We start from the raw sequence: 16806 nt of genomic DNA, 5'->3' as shown, positions 1-16806 counted from the left end.
TTGATAGAATCATTATTTCTCATTCAAATTCGCAGGTAAATCACCGTTGACCATACCTGTCAGCACATCAAACGGTATTAGCCATAAATCCGCATGGTTTGAGTGGTTACTTTTAGTACCATCGCTAATGTCAATGCTAATGTTACTTTTATTATCGCCATTGTCACGATAAATCTGCTGCTTAAGCGCCACTGGTCGTCTCTTGTCTCCTAATACAGGATATACCATCCAACCTTGCCCTGCTTGATAGGCCTGTGCATAACTGGTCAACTGATAGGCATCGCTGGCAGTAATAGCACCAGCATGAGGCAGATATTTCCATTTGATATCGATGACGTGGCTATAGCAACCGTTTACTGTCTCTTTACTAACCGCGGTGTCACTCTGATTTTGGTTATTATCATTATCAGCCGTTTTGTATATCAGCAAATCTGGTCGTATCGATACGCATGCTTGACCCTCGCTATCATTGAGCCAGACACTTTGGGTTTGGTAAAAAGGACGATAATTGCTACTCACTTGCTGAAACATCGACGCGATACGCTGACTTGCCCATTGCTCAAAAGCTTGATTCATATCAATCAACAAACACAATCTTAGCTGAGAGCAGTTTTGTCTATTTGGATCAATACCGTTACCTGTCGCAGCCGTCGTCTGTTTCAATAACCAGTATGCCAAGTCTACTAACTGCTGCGCGGCATGCAGTTTTTGCTTTTGGAGTGGTTGAACGTCTAGTTGACGCTTCGCTTGAGCATATATTAATGCTATCTGCTGCATTTCGCGGTTGTTGAGCGTAGACACTTGCTGCCACGGCTGCAACAGTTTTGAAGAAATAAACTGGGGCAATAAAGTCATCAAGTAAACCAATGCACTCTTAATCAGCCGATTGGCCAACATATCATGACTGAATACGCTACTTTCACAGATAAACTTATGCGGTTGCATACTATTATGACGCAGTTGTTCTTTGATGAGCAATCGACCTTGCAGGGATGCTTGATTTTCAATCTGAGCCTGATAATGCTTGGTTGGTTGATAATCCATTAAACGCTGCAAAAACTGCTCGATCAGCCAGTCTGATATAGGCAATACTTTCAACGGTAAAGGAGTGGACTGGGAACTAAACTGACCAAAGTTTTTCGTATTGGGTAACTTGTGATTGTTATGCGCATCAAGATGTATCAAATCCGATAGCATACCCTGTACCCAATGACGAGTCTGGACGATATCATTGGTCTGAATAGACGGATTGAGCTTTGGCAATATCTCAAGCGTTATGCCACTAGGTAGGAGAATAACCCCAATATAGTGCCCAACCTTAAGCTGCCATTGCCCTCGCTTACGCTTGATAGTAAATGCTGCAAACTCTTGCGCTATTAGCCAATCGAAATCAGATGCTTGCAAAAAATCATGCACGGTCAAACGTTGATGCTCAAACACGGTGATAACGTTCATGGTAGCGACACTACTGTTAGGGACACGAGTCTGGCGACTGTTTGCCTTAATAATGTGCTCTTTGGCGTAATATGGATTATTTGTTATCACTGAACAGTTACCCTGCTAGTACAAACGCTGATAGATAGCAGCATGATTAAACTCACCATCCCTAGCGATCAAATCGGCATTGATAGTATAGCTATTCATACTCATAGACTGACCAAGAAAAGAACCCTGCCCTGCAAACATTTGGTGTTCAGCGGAAGCATTGTTTTGACTGTTCATCTGATGATACAAGTCGTCATTTACCAATGCTTGACTGTCCTGTACGAACTGCTTACTCGTCGGTTGCTGCTCATCTCTAAAGATATACTGCAGTACCATAATTTGACCACCAGCTGCTTGAGCCAATTGAGGGATAATTTGTTCGACGAGCGCCGTTTGTAATTGCTCTAACTGAGTGACTGCGAACAAAAACGCATGACCCAACTGCGCTTCTACTCCCAGTGTCTGCACGATACGTCTATTCAAGCCTGTTAGTAATTTACTCAAATCTATCGCACCTGCTTCTAAGTCTTCAGACAGTCCAGTGTCGGTGTCATTGCTGGCTCGAATTGTTGATAGTAAATTAGGCTGCGGCGGACAATCCATAAAGCGAAAACGTCGGCGTAATGCCATATCAAGTGGCGCTAAAGAATGGTCCTGGGTATTCATAGTGGCATAAATATCGACATTGGCAGGAACACTAAAAGCACGCCCAGAATACGCCAAACTCACTGTCATCGCATTCGGCTTGCCCGCTCGTTTATCAGGCTCTATCAAACTGAGAAGCTCGCCAAATACTCGTGACACGTTAGCACGGTTAATCTCATCAATCAGCATTGCATAACGCTGCTGAGGGTCACGAGCTGCGCGTTGACATAGCCTCAGGAATGCTCCATCTTGCACCGCGTAACTCATTTGATTTTGATTAGAAGGGCTGTTATTTGCTTGTGCAGCGTTACTCATGACAGGCCGTATACCTTCTACAAATTCTTCATAACCGTAGGCTTGATGGAAGCTCACCATACTAAAGCGTTGCTGAGCAATGTTTTGATTTTGATGGGGTTGGTTGTCGCGCTGTGCCTGCTGAAACTCTGCTAATTGCTGCGATAAATCTTCTAGTAGCACCATACACTCAGGTAATAAATACCATGCTCCACTATTGTCTTTATCAAAATAAGCTTGGCTAGCGCGGTTATCAAAGCTGACTGTTTGAGAGTTCGTAGGACTATGTCTGCGTAGCTCTAACCAAGCTGTACTATCCAAATTTTTATCACGTGAGTTCTGAGCAGCTTTGGTCATAAAAAAAGGATGATCAATAATTTCTCGTACCTTTAACAAATCCTGTTGTTCAGCACGTAAATCTAAAAACACCAGACACAATACTTCGCGCCAGCTTAGACCTTGCAGCAGTTGTTCTAATAAGTCCTCATTTTCAGTCTTGGGTAGATAGTCGGTGTATTGCTTCGCGATTTGCAGCAATCTATAGGTTTTACCTGTACCAGCAACGCCCGTATAAACAATATTGGTCGGTTCATGAGTAGACATATCAGGCATAACATTATCCAGCAGCATTGAAAACAGGTTTGAAATAGACATGCTAACATTTTGTCATTATAACGTGGCTATCTATTGGCATGGTAACTATAGTCAACCCTCTATAAATTAGATAGGGTGTCAGTCTCGCCTAGTCTACTACTTGTAGCACTTTCACTTAGCTTCCTTTGTCCAAATGACGCTGATAGATAAGATGACTAGGCTACTTTAAGTGGCGATCTAAACTGATGACATAACCTAGCAACATAGCCACGCTACTATTGTTTTGTAAGCGCAGCAGTTCATGCTAATAATAGTAGGAAGGCAATGGTTGATGTACCATAGTATTTGTAGCGACTTTCATTATCTATATTTGTGTCGCTATCATAAAAAGCCATGCTAAGAATGTCATTCAACTCATTTACGTTAAGGAATTTTGTATGTCAGGATTATTAAAAAAACTACCCGCCAAGTTGACCAATAAACTGCCAGCCAAAGTATCTGACAGCACAAAACCTTCAGTTGAGAAACCCAGTAGTACGCTAAAACCAATTAGCAATCAATTTACCAAACTGTTATCAGTCACCAAATATCTGCCTGCTGGAGCACGCTCAAGCATTTTATCCAAAGCTTTTGGCAAGGTCGTCCCATATGTCGGCACGACTGGCATTTATTATGAGACGGTAGAACCAAACCAAGTTGTCGTTAGTTTAAACAACAATAAAGCCGTCCAAAACCATATCGGCTCTATCCATGCAGTCGCCATCACGTTACTGGCAGAGACAGCAACGGGTTTTATTTTGGGTTTAAACTTGCCATCTGATCGTATCCTACTGATTAAATCTTACTCGGTAAATTTCCATCGCCCGATCAAAAAAGGTCAAATTGCTGCTATTGCAAGCTTGTCTGATGAACAGCGTTTGGATATCCTAAACACACCAAAAGGTGAGATGATTATTCCTTGTGTCATCAAAGATCGTGAATCTGATAGTGACCGCGATCCAATTGTGGTTGAGATGACGTGGGCATGGATACCAAAAGCGGAGCTAGAGGCACGCCGCCAAGGTAAAGCGTCTGAAAAAGTCGCAGAAGATGACTCTAAAACCGAGGCAGCAATCGAAGAAAGCGATGCCTCATCTACTCAAAATAATAGTACTGATAAGTAGTTAGTGAAAAATTGATAACAAACCCAATGAGGAAACAGTATGTTCAAACCTAGTACTTGCCTATCTACGCTAGCGCTAGCCACTATGTGCTCATTGGGTTTTGTTCATAGCGCTAATGCCAACACAACGACGGCTGTCAGCATTGCTAAATCTAGCCCTACTTTCTTGGGCGATGGCGGTACTTATCCTTTTTCAGAGGCTGTACGCGTGGGCAATACATTGTATATGTCGGGGCAAATTGGCTTTAAAGATGGCAAACTGGTCAAAGGCGGTATCAAAGCTGAAACCAAGCAAGTGCTAGATAATATCCATAGCACGCTATTAAAATATGGCTACCGAAAGTCTGATATCGTTAAATGTATGGTCATGCTGACTGATATGGATGACTTTGATGACTTTAATAAGGTCTACAAGGCTGAGATGATAAAGCCTTATCCTGTACGCTCAGCTTTTGGCGTATCAGAACTGGCTGCTGGAGCAAGCGTTGAGATTGAATGTATGGCTGCAAAATAATAGCGACTAAAAACTCTAAAGCTCCAAAACTAGAAAAATCTTAAAACAACTGGCTATTCACGCCAGTTATTTTTTTATCTGCTAGGCCAATATCCAGTCTGCAAGATCCAGTTCGCAAATTTATACCAGTATCGTGTCATCCGTTAACGCACTCTCCTTCGTCACTCGCAGCACTTCTTCCAATGTTGTGCGCCCTTCTATGACCTTACGCAAACCATCTGCACGTATCGACGGTGTTTGCTGGCGCGCATACTCTTCCAGCTCATACTCAGCCGTATTGCTATGAATCATACGGCGCAATGTATCGTCGATTGGCACGACTTCATAGATGGCGGTACGGCCTTTAAACCCTGACTGATTACATTTATCGCAGCCCACTGGCTTGGGCAAACGAATCGACTCACTTGCTATATCTTTGGCATCACTTTTCAGCGTTGACCCAATGCCAATTTCGGTAAATAGCTTGGCTTGCTCGGTATCGGCAGCCTGCCAGCTTTGACAGTGTGAACATAAAGTACGTACCAAACGCTGCGCTACTACACCAATAAGCGATGACGACAACAGAAACGGTTCAACACCCATATCCTGTAAGCGAGTGACCGCGCCGATAGCCGTGTTGGTATGTAGCGTCGATAATACCAAATGCCCTGTCAAAGAGGCCTGTACGGCAATCTCTGCTGTCTCTAAATCACGAATTTCACCAACCATCACCACATCGGGATCTTGACGGAGCATCGCGCGCAAACTTTTAGCAAATGTCATGTCTACTTTATTGTTGACCTGCGTCTGCCCGATACCATCAAGCTGAAACTCAATCGGATCTTCAGCAGTCAAGATATTGCGAGTTTGATCATTTAAATCGGTCAATGCAGAATATAACGTCGTAGTTTTACCCGAACCAGTCGGCCCTGTCACCAAAATAATGCCATGTGGACGATGGATTAAGCGTTTTAGCTCAGTATAGTCATTATCAGACAGCCCCAAATACGTCATATTCAAACGGCCAGCTTGCTTGTCTAATAGACGCATCACCACCCGCTCACCAAAGCTTGATGGTAAGGTCGATACACGCACATCGACTTCTCGCCCTGCCAGTCTTAAACTAATACGACCATCTTGCGGCACTCGCTTTTCGGCGATATCCAACTTAGCCATTACTTTAATACGCGAGACCAATAATGGAGCCAATTGGCGTTTTGGTGTGATAATTTCTTTTAGCTCACCATCGACACGAAAGCGAACCACCAAGCGTTTTTCAAAAGTTTCGATATGAATGTCTGAGGCATTTAGGCGAATGGCTTCTGACAACAGCGCATTGATCAGACGAATAATGGGCGCATCATCTTGCTGATCCATCAAGTCTTCAGTTTCAGGGACGCTATCTGCCAAGCTATCGAGATCAGGATGGTCTTCAAGTCCAGCAGCAATATGCTGAGACTCTCCTGTATTGCCAGCATAAGCTGCGTTCATACGTTTTTCAAAATCATCCGCGCTGACACTTTCGTAAGTCGGTACATCGCGAATGCCTTGCTGCTGTAAAAACCGTACCGCTTCGTTGATCGCTGATAACGGAGTCGCTTTGGTGAGTACCAATGTCGGCGGTAATTCAGGATCTATCGTAAGTATGGCCAAAATCTGATGGCGTTTCGCAAAGCTGTATGGCAACTGCATCATAAAGACGGCCCAATAAGTGAGGAGAAGGTAAGAAGTACGCACGCCAAGACATGATGGATGCCTTGTCCTTAACAGTTCGAATCAAAAAAGACTGCCAGTAAGGTTGCATGAGTTTGTTATAATAGCATTTTGTTTTAGACGGGTATTATTTTATGTGACTGGCGCTTTATGTCTATCGCCCAGCACATATTATTACTATCAGAGTTAGCATATCATGCGATTTTTTTGCAGACCGCTTGCCATTGTCTATTACACCTTTTAGATTACTTAGATTACCCATCATATTTTGTCTGTCCCTTCTCCCGCTCGATATTAGGATTTTCCGTTATGTCAGAGAACGTTAGCACTACTCACCCAACACCACTTTTACAAGATACCTTTACTGTCGGTAGCCGTACCTTTTCTTCGCGTCTGTTAGTCGGTACCGGTAAATATAAAGACATGACAGAGACTGGAGAAGCCATTGCCGCTTCAGCAGCCGAAATCGTGACCGTCGCCATTCGCCGTGTCAATATTGGACAAAATAGTGATGAGCCTAACTTATTAGATGTGATTTCACCTGATAAATATACGATATTACCGAATACTGCTGGCTGCTTTGACGCCGAAACAGCCATTCGCACTTGTAAGCTTGCTCGCGAGTTATTGGGTGGGCATAATTTGGTTAAGCTTGAGGTATTGGGGGATGAAAAAACCTTATACCCAAACGTTATGGAAACCTTAAAAGCCGCCAAAGTACTGATCGATGATGGTTTTGAAGTGATGGTTTATACGTCAGATGACCCTATCGTCGCACAAGAATTAGAGAGCATGGGCTGTGTCGCTATTATGCCGCTTGGCAGCTTGATTGGTTCAGGACTTGGTCTACTCAATCGTCATACGCTTAGCTTGATAATCGAAAACGCTAAAGTACCTGTATTGGTTGACGCTGGCGTCGGTACTGCATCTGATGCTGCACTTGCGATGGAGCTTGGCTGTGATGGCGTACTGATGAACTCAGCCATTGCCAATGCACAAAACCCAGTAATGATGGCACACGCAATGAAACATGCTATGTGGGCAGGTCGCGCTGCGTTTTTGGCAGGTCGTATGCCAATGCGTAAGATGGCTACTGCCAGCTCACCACAGACTGGGTATTTCTTTCAATAAATTGAAGTATAGATGACATGTCATAATAGAGCGTGTTGAGTATTTACGTATAGTGCTGTCAGTGCTATGGTTGATTGCTTAACACGCTCTATAAAATAATAAAAAATGTTATTTGATTGAATATCTACTTATTATAATTTTCACATAACACTTATCGTCATAAAAGGATTTATTATGCGACTTCTCACAGCAGTCGACCAGTTGTTTCTACTTCTTGAGTCGCGTAAACAGCCCATGCACGTTGGTGGACTGTTTGTATTTGAATTACCAGACAATGCGGATAGCGATTTTGTCTATCAATTGGTAAAACAAATGCAAGAGTCTGATGTGCCGCCCAGCTTTCCTTTTAATCAGGTACTTGAGCATTTAGCCTTTTGGAAAAAAGACAAAGACTTTGATGTCGAGCATCATTTGCACCATGTCGCGCTACCAAGTCCTGGACGCGTACGTGAACTATTGATGTACGTCTCAAGAGAACATGGGCGTTTATTAGATCGCGCCATGCCTTTGTGGGAATGTCATGTTATTGAAGGTATACAACCAGAAGTCGAGGGTGGACCTGAACGTTTTGCATGGTATTTTAAGATTCATCACTCTTTGGTTGATGGTATCGCGGCGATGCGTTTGGTTCAAAAGTCCTTATCACAATCGCCAATCGAACCAGTTACCCTTCCTGTCTGGTCGCTGATGGCACGCCATCGCAACCAAGTAAACGCTATATTACCTGCCGAACGATCTATCAGGGGCATCATAAAAGAGCAGATATCTACCATCAAACCTGTATTTACAGAACTGCTAGATAATGTGAAAAACTACGGTGATGAAGGGTACGTCGGTACTTTTGACGCCCCAATGAGTATCTTGAATAAACGTATATCAGCCTCACGACGTATAGCCGCACAGTCTTATGATATAAAACGATTTAACGATATTGCTGAAAGGCTCAAAATTAGCAGAAACGATGTGGTACTGGCGGTCTGTGCAGGTGCTATTCGTCGTTACCTAATCTCAATGGATGCGTTACCAAGCAAACCATTAATTGCGTTTGTACCGATGTCACTGCGTACAGATAACAGTATCTCGGGCAATCAGTTGTCATTTGTACTGGCGAACTTGGGTACGCATTTGGATAATCCACTGCGCAGGATAGAACTCATTCACCGTAGTATGAATAACGGCAAACGTCGCTTTCGCCGCATGAACCAAGCGCAGGTCATTAACTACAGTATCGTCTCATACGCGTGGCAAGGCATCAATTTGGCGACAGGACTGTTTCCTAGAAAGCAGGCATTTAACCTGATTATCTCTAACGTACCTGGTTCTGAAAAACCACTGTACTGGAATGGTGCACGTCTGCAATCACTGTACCCCGCTTCTATCGTCTTTAATGGTCAAGCGATGAATATCACTTTAGCCAGTTATTTAGATAAGATTGAGTTTGGTATTACCGCTTGTAGCAAGGCATTACCTCGCGTACAAGATATGCTGATGCTGATAGAAGAAGAGTTGCAGCTGCTAGAAACTACCAGTAAAGAGTTAGCATTCAAAGGTATTACCGTCGAAGATAAAGCTGGCAATCAGGGTAATGATAAAACAAAAAAGCTGGCTCCATAATGGAACCAGCTTTTTTCATTCATACTCAATCTAGATATTACTTGAATTTAAATCTTGCCAGCGCTAAACGTTAATACCATTAAGGTTAACGTTTAGATTGCGTCACCCCAGATTGGTACAACCGTCTGCATCAATGGCTTAAGCAATTTCACATTACAAGCGAAGATAGATCCTGATGTCATAGAGTTGTGCGCGCCAGTATGATCAACCACCACACCGCGTGCTTCAGTTACGATAAGCTCGCCCGCTGCGATGTCCCAAGGCTTAATAGACATCTCAAAATAACCGTCAAAACGACCAGCAGCAACGTAGCACAAGTCAAGCGCAGCTGAACCCATACGACGTACCTGACCACCTGCCTCAGATATCTTCTGTAAGCTCTCAAAGTGCTGTTTAGCATAAGAGATAACTTCGCCATTGCGCTTACGCTCAAGCGGATGACCGGTCGTAAAGAAACCGCCATCAATGGTTTTGCGCTCGCTCACTTGCATACGGCGATTGTTCAAGCGCGCGCCTTTACCGCGGCTCGCTGAGAACATCTCATCACGTACTGGATCATAGACCACACCATGTTGGGTGACACCTTTATGCTGGACTGCGATAGATACGCAGAACTGCGGTACACCGTGAACAAAGTTCTTAGTGCCGTCTAGTGGATCGATAATCCAGCACCAGTCCGCATCTTCGCCGCGGCCTTCTTGCATACCGAACTCTTCACCCAAAAATGAATGATTAGGATAGCTGGCTTTTAGCGTCTCAATCGTGAGCTCTTCGCTAAAGCGATCAATGCGGGTAACCAAACCATCAAGTCCTTTAGACTCGATATCTAACTCGATTTTGTGGCGGTTTTGATGCGCATATAAAATCTCTTTACCAACTTTTTCAGCAGTACGCGCTGCGATGACGACCATGGGTTCCATAAATAACCTATTTGCTTGATGAATGAATATAAAAAATAAGACTAACTCTGTGCCCACAACATGCCAAACAGCCGCCGCATCACACCACATTTATGCGATTAAAAACGTGTCTTTTGTAAACGAAAACTTATAAAAGACACCCGCATTATACTAAAATTATTCAATAAAAACGAAAAAAACGTCACGCTGACCAAGCCAGTACCTTGGCGATCATCTAAACTGCGCAAGTTGTAAAAAAGTTAGCACCTACGGCTAGTAGGCGTTTGCTCTGTTTAAGGAGCTTATATCGGTTTTAATTAACACATTTTTAGTGCATTAATTTTTTAAAATAATATTGTAATGCTTACGATAAAAGTATTTTAAGCTGTTTAATTACGCCTTTGACATCTAAACCACAGTCGGCCAATTGCTCTGCTTGGGAGCCATGAGCGATAAAACGATCAGGAATACCGATATTAGCAATAGCTGGACGACTTTGCTTAAAGGTTGCCGACTCATTGAGTAAATACTCATTCACTGCACTACCTGCGCCGCCCATAATCATATGCTCTTCTAGGGTGGCTATATGAGTGACCTCTTGTGCTAATAGCGTCTCAAGCATTACCGTATCGAGCGGTTTTACCCAGCGCATATTAACCACCTGTATCTGGCAATCTAACGCTGCATCGTTATTTGTTAAGCTTTCTGCTGCTTGCTGAGCAGTTGCTACCATCGTACCAAAGGCCAATAGTGCCAATTTGTAAGGCGCATTAGCTTTACCTAATACTGACTCGACAACCGCTTCACCAACTTTATAAGTTTGAGCTGGCTGCTCAATATCAGCACCTGTGCCTGTACCACGTGGATAACGTACCGCCGTGCAGCCTGAATATTCATAGCAAGTATTGAGCAAATGGTAGCATTCGTTCTCATCTTTTGGCGCTGCAATCACCATATTAGGCACACAACGTAAAAATCCAAAATCAAACACGCCAGCATGCGTGGCACCGTCTTCACCGACTAGGCCCGCTCGATCAATGGCAAACATCACATCGAGATTCTGTAAAGCCACATCATGAATCAGCTGATCATATCCACGCTGCAAGAACGTCGAGTAAATCGCAACAATAGGTTTGACACCTTGAGTCGCCATCCCAGCCGCTAGCGTGACAGCATGTTGCTCAGCAATGGCCACATCAAAGAAACGCTCTGGAAAGTGACGGGCAAAGTCCGTCATCCCTGAGCCTTCTTCCATGGCAGGGGTGACAGCTAGTAGCTTATCGTCTTCGGCCGCTTTATCACATAAGAACTGGCCGAATACTTGCGAATATTTTAACGCTGGCTTTGTACTTGGTTGTTTTTTTAGCTGCTCTATGGAGTCAGCTTTAGACGCTTTATGATTTTCGACTGGCAACTTACTGATTGCGTGATAGCCCACTGGATCTAATTCTGCTGGGGCAAAGCCTTTACCCTTAGTAGTATAGATATGTACCAATACTGGGCCTTTTACTTGCTTCGCCAGTGACAATACGCGCAGTAGCTCAGGGATATTATGCCCATCAAATGGACCAAAATAGGTAAAACCAATGGCTTTGAATAAGTTATCTTCTAGCTGCGGAACATCACGCATCTCTTTGTGACGTTTGCGGCGATCGAACGCCTGCATATCAGGACGGTGGCAGAGTACTGGCCCACCTGACTCAGAGATATCCACTTGATAACCTGACTCCCAAAGCATCGCTAAATGTCGTGAAAATCCACCAATAGAGCAAGATATCGACATATCATTATCGTTTAAGATGACCAGCAAATCAGCATCTTGTTGTACTGCGTCATTCATCGCTTCAAATGCCATACCGCCTGTCATTGCACCATCGCCGATGATGCAAGCAACCGTTTGCTCGCGGCCTTGATAACGCAGTGCGAGGCTCATGCCCAGACCAGCTGAGATAGAGGTCGATGAATGCCCTACGCCAAATGTATCGTAGACAGACTCTGCGCGCTCAGGAAATGCTGTCAGACCATCTTTAGATCTGATAGTACCTAGCTGCTCACGACGACCTGTCAGTACTTTATGAGCATAGGCTTGATGACCCACGTCCCAGACGATTTGGTCTTGCGGCGTATCTAACAAATAATGCAATACTATGGTCAGCTCAACCACGCCCAAATTGGCACCAAAATGCCCACCGCTCTGACCAGCTGAATACAATAGAAAAAGGCGCAATTCATCAGCCAGCGTAATAAGCTTGGCAGCCGAAAGCATTCTGAGGTCAGTGGGTGTATCAATTGCATCAAGCAATGGCGTATGAGGACGCACACGTGGAATCACAGTATAGGTCTGCTGTAAGCTCGATAACTGAGCAGCAGAATCCAGCACTGATGTAGATAGGGACTGAGACTTTGGAGAATGAGGTGACTGCTGCATAAACCGTACGATACCTACCAATCTGCTGACAAGACGTGTCTTTAAAATATAGCGGTGACTATAATCAAAAGACGTCAATAATACCTACATCATTATTGATGTAATCGACCATATAATTATTCATGCAACTTTCGTATTTGTATAGCTGCGCTACTTACGACAGTAGACACGCTAGCACAATAGGCTGCGCGTCAATACCAACGTTTTGATATCAAACTATTGATGCTTTTATACTATTGACAACTGAGGGGTGACATTATGCCCTATTATTTTGCATCAATACCGGATGTTAGTGACGACATAGTAATGTAAGGGTAAAGACTTGTCACTGTATCCGTCAAAATAGTATGGCATAATAGCATTTTTTTTTAATTGTCGCTTTAATCATCGTGCGTCGTCTGTGAACTTTGTGTGTTTTTATAAAAAATACAATGAGCACACTGTCTTTATGAACAGGTTATACTGGTATCATCTTAATCTTAGCAGTAAAGTTTAGATGACATGCTCATCTCAACTAATAGTTATTTCGAAAACAGTAGTTATCTCGAACAGTAACCGGCTCTAACAGCGCTCATCTCGAACAGCAATAACATACTTTTCACCGCCACGACTTTAGGCTTATGTAGGACAGCAATGTCATATCAATTTATCACTAGTGCCAAATTACCCACTCGTCACGGCGAGTTTGATATTCATATCTTTGAAAATAGCGAAGGTCAAGAGCATGTCATGCTGACCGTTGGTCTAGCTGTGGTCGATCAACAGACAGATGTCATGGCTAGCCAATCCTCAAACGACACGATATTGAACCAAAAAGATGAATCGATAGCGAAGCAAGTACCGCTCATTCGCATTCATTCTGAATGTCTTACAGGCGACGCGTTTAGCTCATTGAAATGTGACTGCGGTCCGCAGCTCAATACTGCCATGCAAGCCATCCAAGAGTCAGGTTGCGGTGCGATTTTGTATTTACGCCAAGAAGGCCGCGGTATTGGTTTGACCAATAAGATTCGTGCGTACGCCCTTCAAGATCAAGGGCATGATACGCTGGATGCTAATCTCATGTTAGGCTTGCCTGCTGATGCGCGTATCTATGATATGTGTGGTCCGATGCTGGCCCATGTCGGTGTCGACGCTGTCAGGCTCATTACCAACAATCCAAACAAAGTCGCTTATCTGACTGAGCATGGTATTGATGTTGTCGAACGAGTGCCATTGTTGGTCGGTGTCAATGATATGAATGCGGAATATCTAGCAACCAAACGTGACCGCATGGGCCACTTGTTTGATAAAAATATCAATCTTGATATAGACGCTTCTCTCGATACAGACCTTAATACCGCCATACACCTGAATAAATAGATATCTTATGAGTATTACAAATACAAATAACGAAACAGACTTATCAACGGTAGCATCAGTGACGACGCCAACCAATAACGACATCATGCGAGTGCGTGAATTTTTGGTTGATTTACAGGCACGTATCTGTGAATCGCTAGAAGCACAAGAGCGTGACGGCAGCACTAATAACAACGAGCATGCGACCTTTGTACCTGATGAATGGGAACGTCCTGAAGGCGGCGGCGGTCGGTCATGCGTATTGGCAGATGGTGAAGTCATCGAAAAAGCGGGCGTCATGTTTAGCCATATTCATGTACATAACCTTCCCGCCTCTGCTACCGCGCGTCACCCTAATATCGCTGGACGTAAAGCTCAAGCAATGGGCGTGTCACTGGTTGTCCATCCCAGAAATCCAAACGTGCCTACGAGCCATGCCAATGTGCGTTTATTCGTAGCAGAAGCCGAAGGCGAAGCTCCTATCTGGTGGTTTGGCGGTGGTTTTGACTTAACGCCATTCTATCCAGTACTCGCTGATTGTGTACACTGGCATCAAGTTTGTCATGACTTGTGTGCGCCTTTTGGGGACAATATCTACGCTGATTTTAAACAGTGGTGTGATGAGTATTTTCATCTGCGCCATCGTGATGAGCAGCGCGGTATTGGTGGTCTGTTTTATGATGACGTCAGTACTGAGAGTCGCGGCTGGGACTTCGAGACCTGTTTTAACTTTATGAAAGCCGTGGGCAACGGTTATCTTGACGGTATCATGCCGATTTTTGAACAGCGTAAAAATACGCCTTATACTGAAGCGCAGCGCGAGTTTCAGCTCTATCGCCGTGGTCGCTACGTCGAGTACAATCTGGTCTACGATCGTGGAACGCTATTTGGGCTACAGAGCAACGGACGTATTGAATCCATTCTAGTCAGTATGCCGCCGCTTGCCAGCTGGCATTATCGTTTTGAGCCTGCTGAAGGAACGCCAGAATTTGAGTTGACCGATTATTATCTAAAGCCGCGTGATTGGTTGGCACTATAAGTTTCGTAAATATCACGGTATTTATATTTTTGGAAAATATTAAAAAGGTCAGCTACTATCGCCGGCCTTTTTTATTGTCAGTACCATTCAAACGAGCAACTCTCACGTTATTATTGTAAAAACATGTCGTGTATTTACCAATACAATCATCATAACCAATTATAAGCAGTAACAACCAAGTTAAGGTATGCTTATTTAAAATATTACGAGGATATAACAACTATATAATTCCCATCGCCCAGATAACCGTTACAATAGAAGACGTTCTTTATTAGCAACTGTGCTCAAAAGAATTTTAGGCAGTATTTTGTATAACTATATTTTAAGTCAAAGCGAGCGTTTGTAATCGCGCTTACTATTAGCCAAGTTTAAAGGAGTAAGTCATATGGCACAGGTTCATACCAACAAATCTTTCAAATCTCTGTTTAGCGTTACTTTGATGGCGGCTGCACTGGGTCTAACGGCCTGTAGCACTTCAACAGGATCTAACCCTGACGTGCAAGCGCGTCAAGACACCATGAAAAACTGGGGCGATGCAATGGGCGTCATGGGTGATATGGCAAAAGCACCTGACACATTTGATGCCGATGTATTTAAAGAGCAAGCGGCGTTTTTGGCAGAAGATGCCGCCAAGCCTTGGAGTCATTTTGAAGACCCAGAAGCGGTAGGTAATGCTACCGAAGCGGTTTGGTCTAATGCTGATGGCTTCAGTGCTGAAGCTGAAAACTTTCAAAAAGTTACTGCTGAGCTAAACGCCGCCGCCCAAAATGCCACTAGCATGGACGATGTTAAGCCTGCCTTTGGACAAGTTGGTGCAAGCTGTAAATCATGCCATACCGACTTTAGAGCAAAAGACGAATAAGCCTTTATATTTATAGCAAGTCGACACGTAAAAAAAACCGCCATATCAATTGATGTGGCGGTTTTTTAGTTTTCTAAGTATTATTAGATATCACATTTTTAACACTAATTAAATATTTCACCGAGCACGCTTTATGTTACTGTTTTATTCACATCCATAACATCTTGCTGCTCGTTTATTTTATTAACGATTGCACTTACTGAAGGATCACTCAAATCAATCGTACGTATTGGGAAGGGAATGTTTACGCCCGCTGCATCCAACGAGTTTTTGATACCTACAATTACTTGATGAATCGAGGCAACCTTATTGGCTTGCGTACCATCTTCGATGAACCAACGTACCATGAGATCAATGGACGAACCACCAAAACCAGTAGCAATCACGCTTGGCGTTGCTTTCTTCGAGACGCTCTCTATCTTATTTAACGCCTTGATAATCTCAGCTTTGGCCGCTTCGATATCATCTTCATAACCGATACCAACTGCGACTTGCAGACGGCGCTGCTTATAAGCGGTATTGACGGTCAACGCCGAAGTATAAAGATCTGAGTTTGGAATCACTACTTGCCTGCCATCATAAGTTCTGATGGTGGTTGCACGGATTTTGATATCTTCTACCGTTCCTTCATAGTCACCTGAAACGATCTGATCACCGATACGAAACGGCTCTGAAATCAGGAGCAAGATACCAGAAAGCAAGTTTTGAAAGATATCCTTAAAAGCAAAACCGATAGCCACAGAACCGATACCGAGCGCGCCAATCAGCTTAGCAGGGGTGAACCCTGGCACTGCAATAACCATCGCTATCATAAAACCAATAAAGAAAATGAGTGCCCCGCCTACCCGCTGAAACACTTTGACTAAGTTCTGATGCCGACTACGGCTACCTAATAATTTGTGAACGATTTTCTTGAAGACAATCGATAAAAACCAAAAAATCAGGATAACGATAATTGATGCGACAAAATATGGGATGCGCTCAACAAAGCCAACCCATATCTCATTTGCCGAACCAAGAATGCTTTGATAGGTCAACCCATCTGTCGTCGTAGACTGCGCAGCTGTCTCAGCACTCAGTGTCGTGTCTGCCTCAGAGGTAGGCAT

The 16806-nt window shown here is 43.7% G+C and carries 13 protein-coding genes; 7 read left to right on the top strand and 6 right to left on the bottom strand.

What is annotated here, in order from left to right; all coding sequences use genetic code 11:
* Positions 1-12: 12 nt before the first annotated feature.
* Entirely contained in the window at positions 13-1545 is a 1533-nt protein-coding gene (locus ACS8FA_RS16560; RefSeq protein ID WP_439264179.1) for an McrC family protein, read from the bottom strand.
* A 15-nt stretch (positions 1546-1560) separates the two neighbouring features.
* On the bottom strand, positions 1561-3078 hold the full coding sequence (locus ACS8FA_RS16555; protein WP_439264177.1) for an McrB family protein: 1518 nt from the start codon (positions 3076-3078) through the stop codon (positions 1561-1563).
* Between the two features lie 377 nt (positions 3079-3455).
* Between ACS8FA_RS16555 and ACS8FA_RS16550 the strand changes: the two genes are divergently transcribed.
* Complete coding sequence (locus ACS8FA_RS16550) at positions 3456-4181, top strand: DUF4442 domain-containing protein (RefSeq protein ID WP_439264175.1); 726 nt, start codon at positions 3456-3458, stop codon at positions 4179-4181.
* Between the two features lie 39 nt (positions 4182-4220).
* Positions 4221-4694, top strand: a complete 474-nt coding sequence (locus ACS8FA_RS16545; protein ID WP_201548492.1) for a RidA family protein — start codon at positions 4221-4223, stop codon at positions 4692-4694.
* A 120-nt stretch (positions 4695-4814) separates the two neighbouring features.
* Here the strand turns inward: ACS8FA_RS16545 and gspE are convergent, their stop codons facing one another.
* Entirely contained in the window at positions 4815-6368 is a 1554-nt protein-coding gene (gspE, locus tag ACS8FA_RS16540; RefSeq protein ID WP_439264173.1) for a type II secretion system ATPase GspE, read from the bottom strand.
* Positions 6369-6695: 327 nt separating this feature from the next.
* On the opposite strand from gspE, the gene ACS8FA_RS16535 reads away from it, so the two are divergent.
* Positions 6696-7517: a thiazole synthase gene (locus ACS8FA_RS16535; RefSeq protein WP_101205496.1), complete on the top strand. Its 822-nt coding sequence runs from the start codon at positions 6696-6698 to the stop codon at positions 7515-7517.
* Between the two features lie 174 nt (positions 7518-7691).
* Entirely contained in the window at positions 7692-9131 is a 1440-nt protein-coding gene (locus tag ACS8FA_RS16530; RefSeq protein WP_439264170.1) for a WS/DGAT/MGAT family O-acyltransferase, read from the top strand.
* Between the two features lie 92 nt (positions 9132-9223).
* On the opposite strand, the gene ACS8FA_RS16525 is transcribed toward ACS8FA_RS16530, so the two are convergent.
* Both ACS8FA_RS16525 and dxs read right to left on the bottom strand, forming a co-directional pair.
* Positions 9224-10051: an inositol monophosphatase family protein gene (locus ACS8FA_RS16525; protein WP_057758174.1), complete on the bottom strand. Its 828-nt coding sequence runs from the start codon at positions 10049-10051 to the stop codon at positions 9224-9226.
* A 343-nt stretch (positions 10052-10394) separates the two neighbouring features.
* Complete coding sequence (gene dxs / locus ACS8FA_RS16520) at positions 10395-12458, bottom strand: 1-deoxy-D-xylulose-5-phosphate synthase (protein ID WP_439264169.1); 2064 nt, start codon at positions 12456-12458, stop codon at positions 10395-10397.
* Positions 12459-13091: 633 nt separating this feature from the next.
* Here dxs and ribA point away from each other — a divergent pair.
* The 3 genes from ribA to ACS8FA_RS16505 all read left to right on the top strand — a co-directional run bounded on the left by ribA (position 13092) and on the right by ACS8FA_RS16505 (position 15700).
* On the top strand, positions 13092-13820 hold the full coding sequence (gene ribA, locus ACS8FA_RS16515; protein ID WP_439264168.1) for a GTP cyclohydrolase II: 729 nt from the start codon (positions 13092-13094) through the stop codon (positions 13818-13820).
* Between the two features lie 7 nt (positions 13821-13827).
* Entirely contained in the window at positions 13828-14838 is a 1011-nt protein-coding gene (gene hemF / locus ACS8FA_RS16510) for an oxygen-dependent coproporphyrinogen oxidase (RefSeq protein ID WP_439264166.1), read from the top strand.
* A gap of 385 nt (positions 14839-15223) precedes the next feature.
* Positions 15224-15700, top strand: coding sequence for a c-type cytochrome (locus ACS8FA_RS16505; RefSeq protein ID WP_057758167.1), 477 nt, complete (start codon positions 15224-15226; stop codon positions 15698-15700).
* 131 nt (positions 15701-15831) lie between these two features.
* Here ACS8FA_RS16505 and ACS8FA_RS16500 read toward each other — a convergent pair whose 3' ends face one another.
* The gene (locus ACS8FA_RS16500; RefSeq protein ID WP_261869283.1) at positions 15832-16806 is read right to left on the bottom strand and encodes a mechanosensitive ion channel family protein; all 975 of its coding nucleotides are present in this window, start codon (positions 16804-16806) and stop codon (positions 15832-15834) included.

The organism is Psychrobacter sp. 1Y1, from assembly GCF_051847395.2.
In the GTDB taxonomy this organism is placed as follows: Bacteria; Pseudomonadota; Gammaproteobacteria; order Pseudomonadales; family Moraxellaceae; genus Psychrobacter.
Note: the sequence above shows the minus strand (reverse complement) of the source record. Positions and strands in the feature narration are given on the sequence as shown.

Coding starts and splice junctions, on each gene's coding strand:
- ACS8FA_RS16555 (WP_439264177.1), bottom strand. CDS start 3,078: ATGTCTATTTCAAACCTGTTTTCAATGCTGCTGGATAATGTTATGCCT.
- ACS8FA_RS16550 (WP_439264175.1), top strand. CDS start 3,456: ATGTCAGGATTATTAAAAAAACTACCCGCCAAGTTGACCAATAAACTG.
- ACS8FA_RS16545 (WP_201548492.1), top strand. CDS start 4,221: ATGTTCAAACCTAGTACTTGCCTATCTACGCTAGCGCTAGCCACTATG.
- gspE (WP_439264173.1), bottom strand. CDS start 6,368: ATGATGCAGTTGCCATACAGCTTTGCGAAACGCCATCAGATTTTGGCC.
- ACS8FA_RS16535 (WP_101205496.1), top strand. CDS start 6,696: ATGTCAGAGAACGTTAGCACTACTCACCCAACACCACTTTTACAAGAT.
- ACS8FA_RS16530 (WP_439264170.1), top strand. CDS start 7,692: ATGCGACTTCTCACAGCAGTCGACCAGTTGTTTCTACTTCTTGAGTCG.
- ACS8FA_RS16525 (WP_057758174.1), bottom strand. CDS start 10,051: ATGGAACCCATGGTCGTCATCGCAGCGCGTACTGCTGAAAAAGTTGGT.
- dxs (WP_439264169.1), bottom strand. CDS start 12,458: ATGCAGCAGTCACCTCATTCTCCAAAGTCTCAGTCCCTATCTACATCA.
- ribA (WP_439264168.1), top strand. CDS start 13,092: ATGTCATATCAATTTATCACTAGTGCCAAATTACCCACTCGTCACGGC.
- hemF (WP_439264166.1), top strand. CDS start 13,828: ATGAGTATTACAAATACAAATAACGAAACAGACTTATCAACGGTAGCA.
- ACS8FA_RS16505 (WP_057758167.1), top strand. CDS start 15,224: ATGGCACAGGTTCATACCAACAAATCTTTCAAATCTCTGTTTAGCGTT.
- ACS8FA_RS16500 (WP_261869283.1), bottom strand. CDS start 16,806: ATGCCTACCTCTGAGGCAGACACGACACTGAGTGCTGAGACAGCTGCG.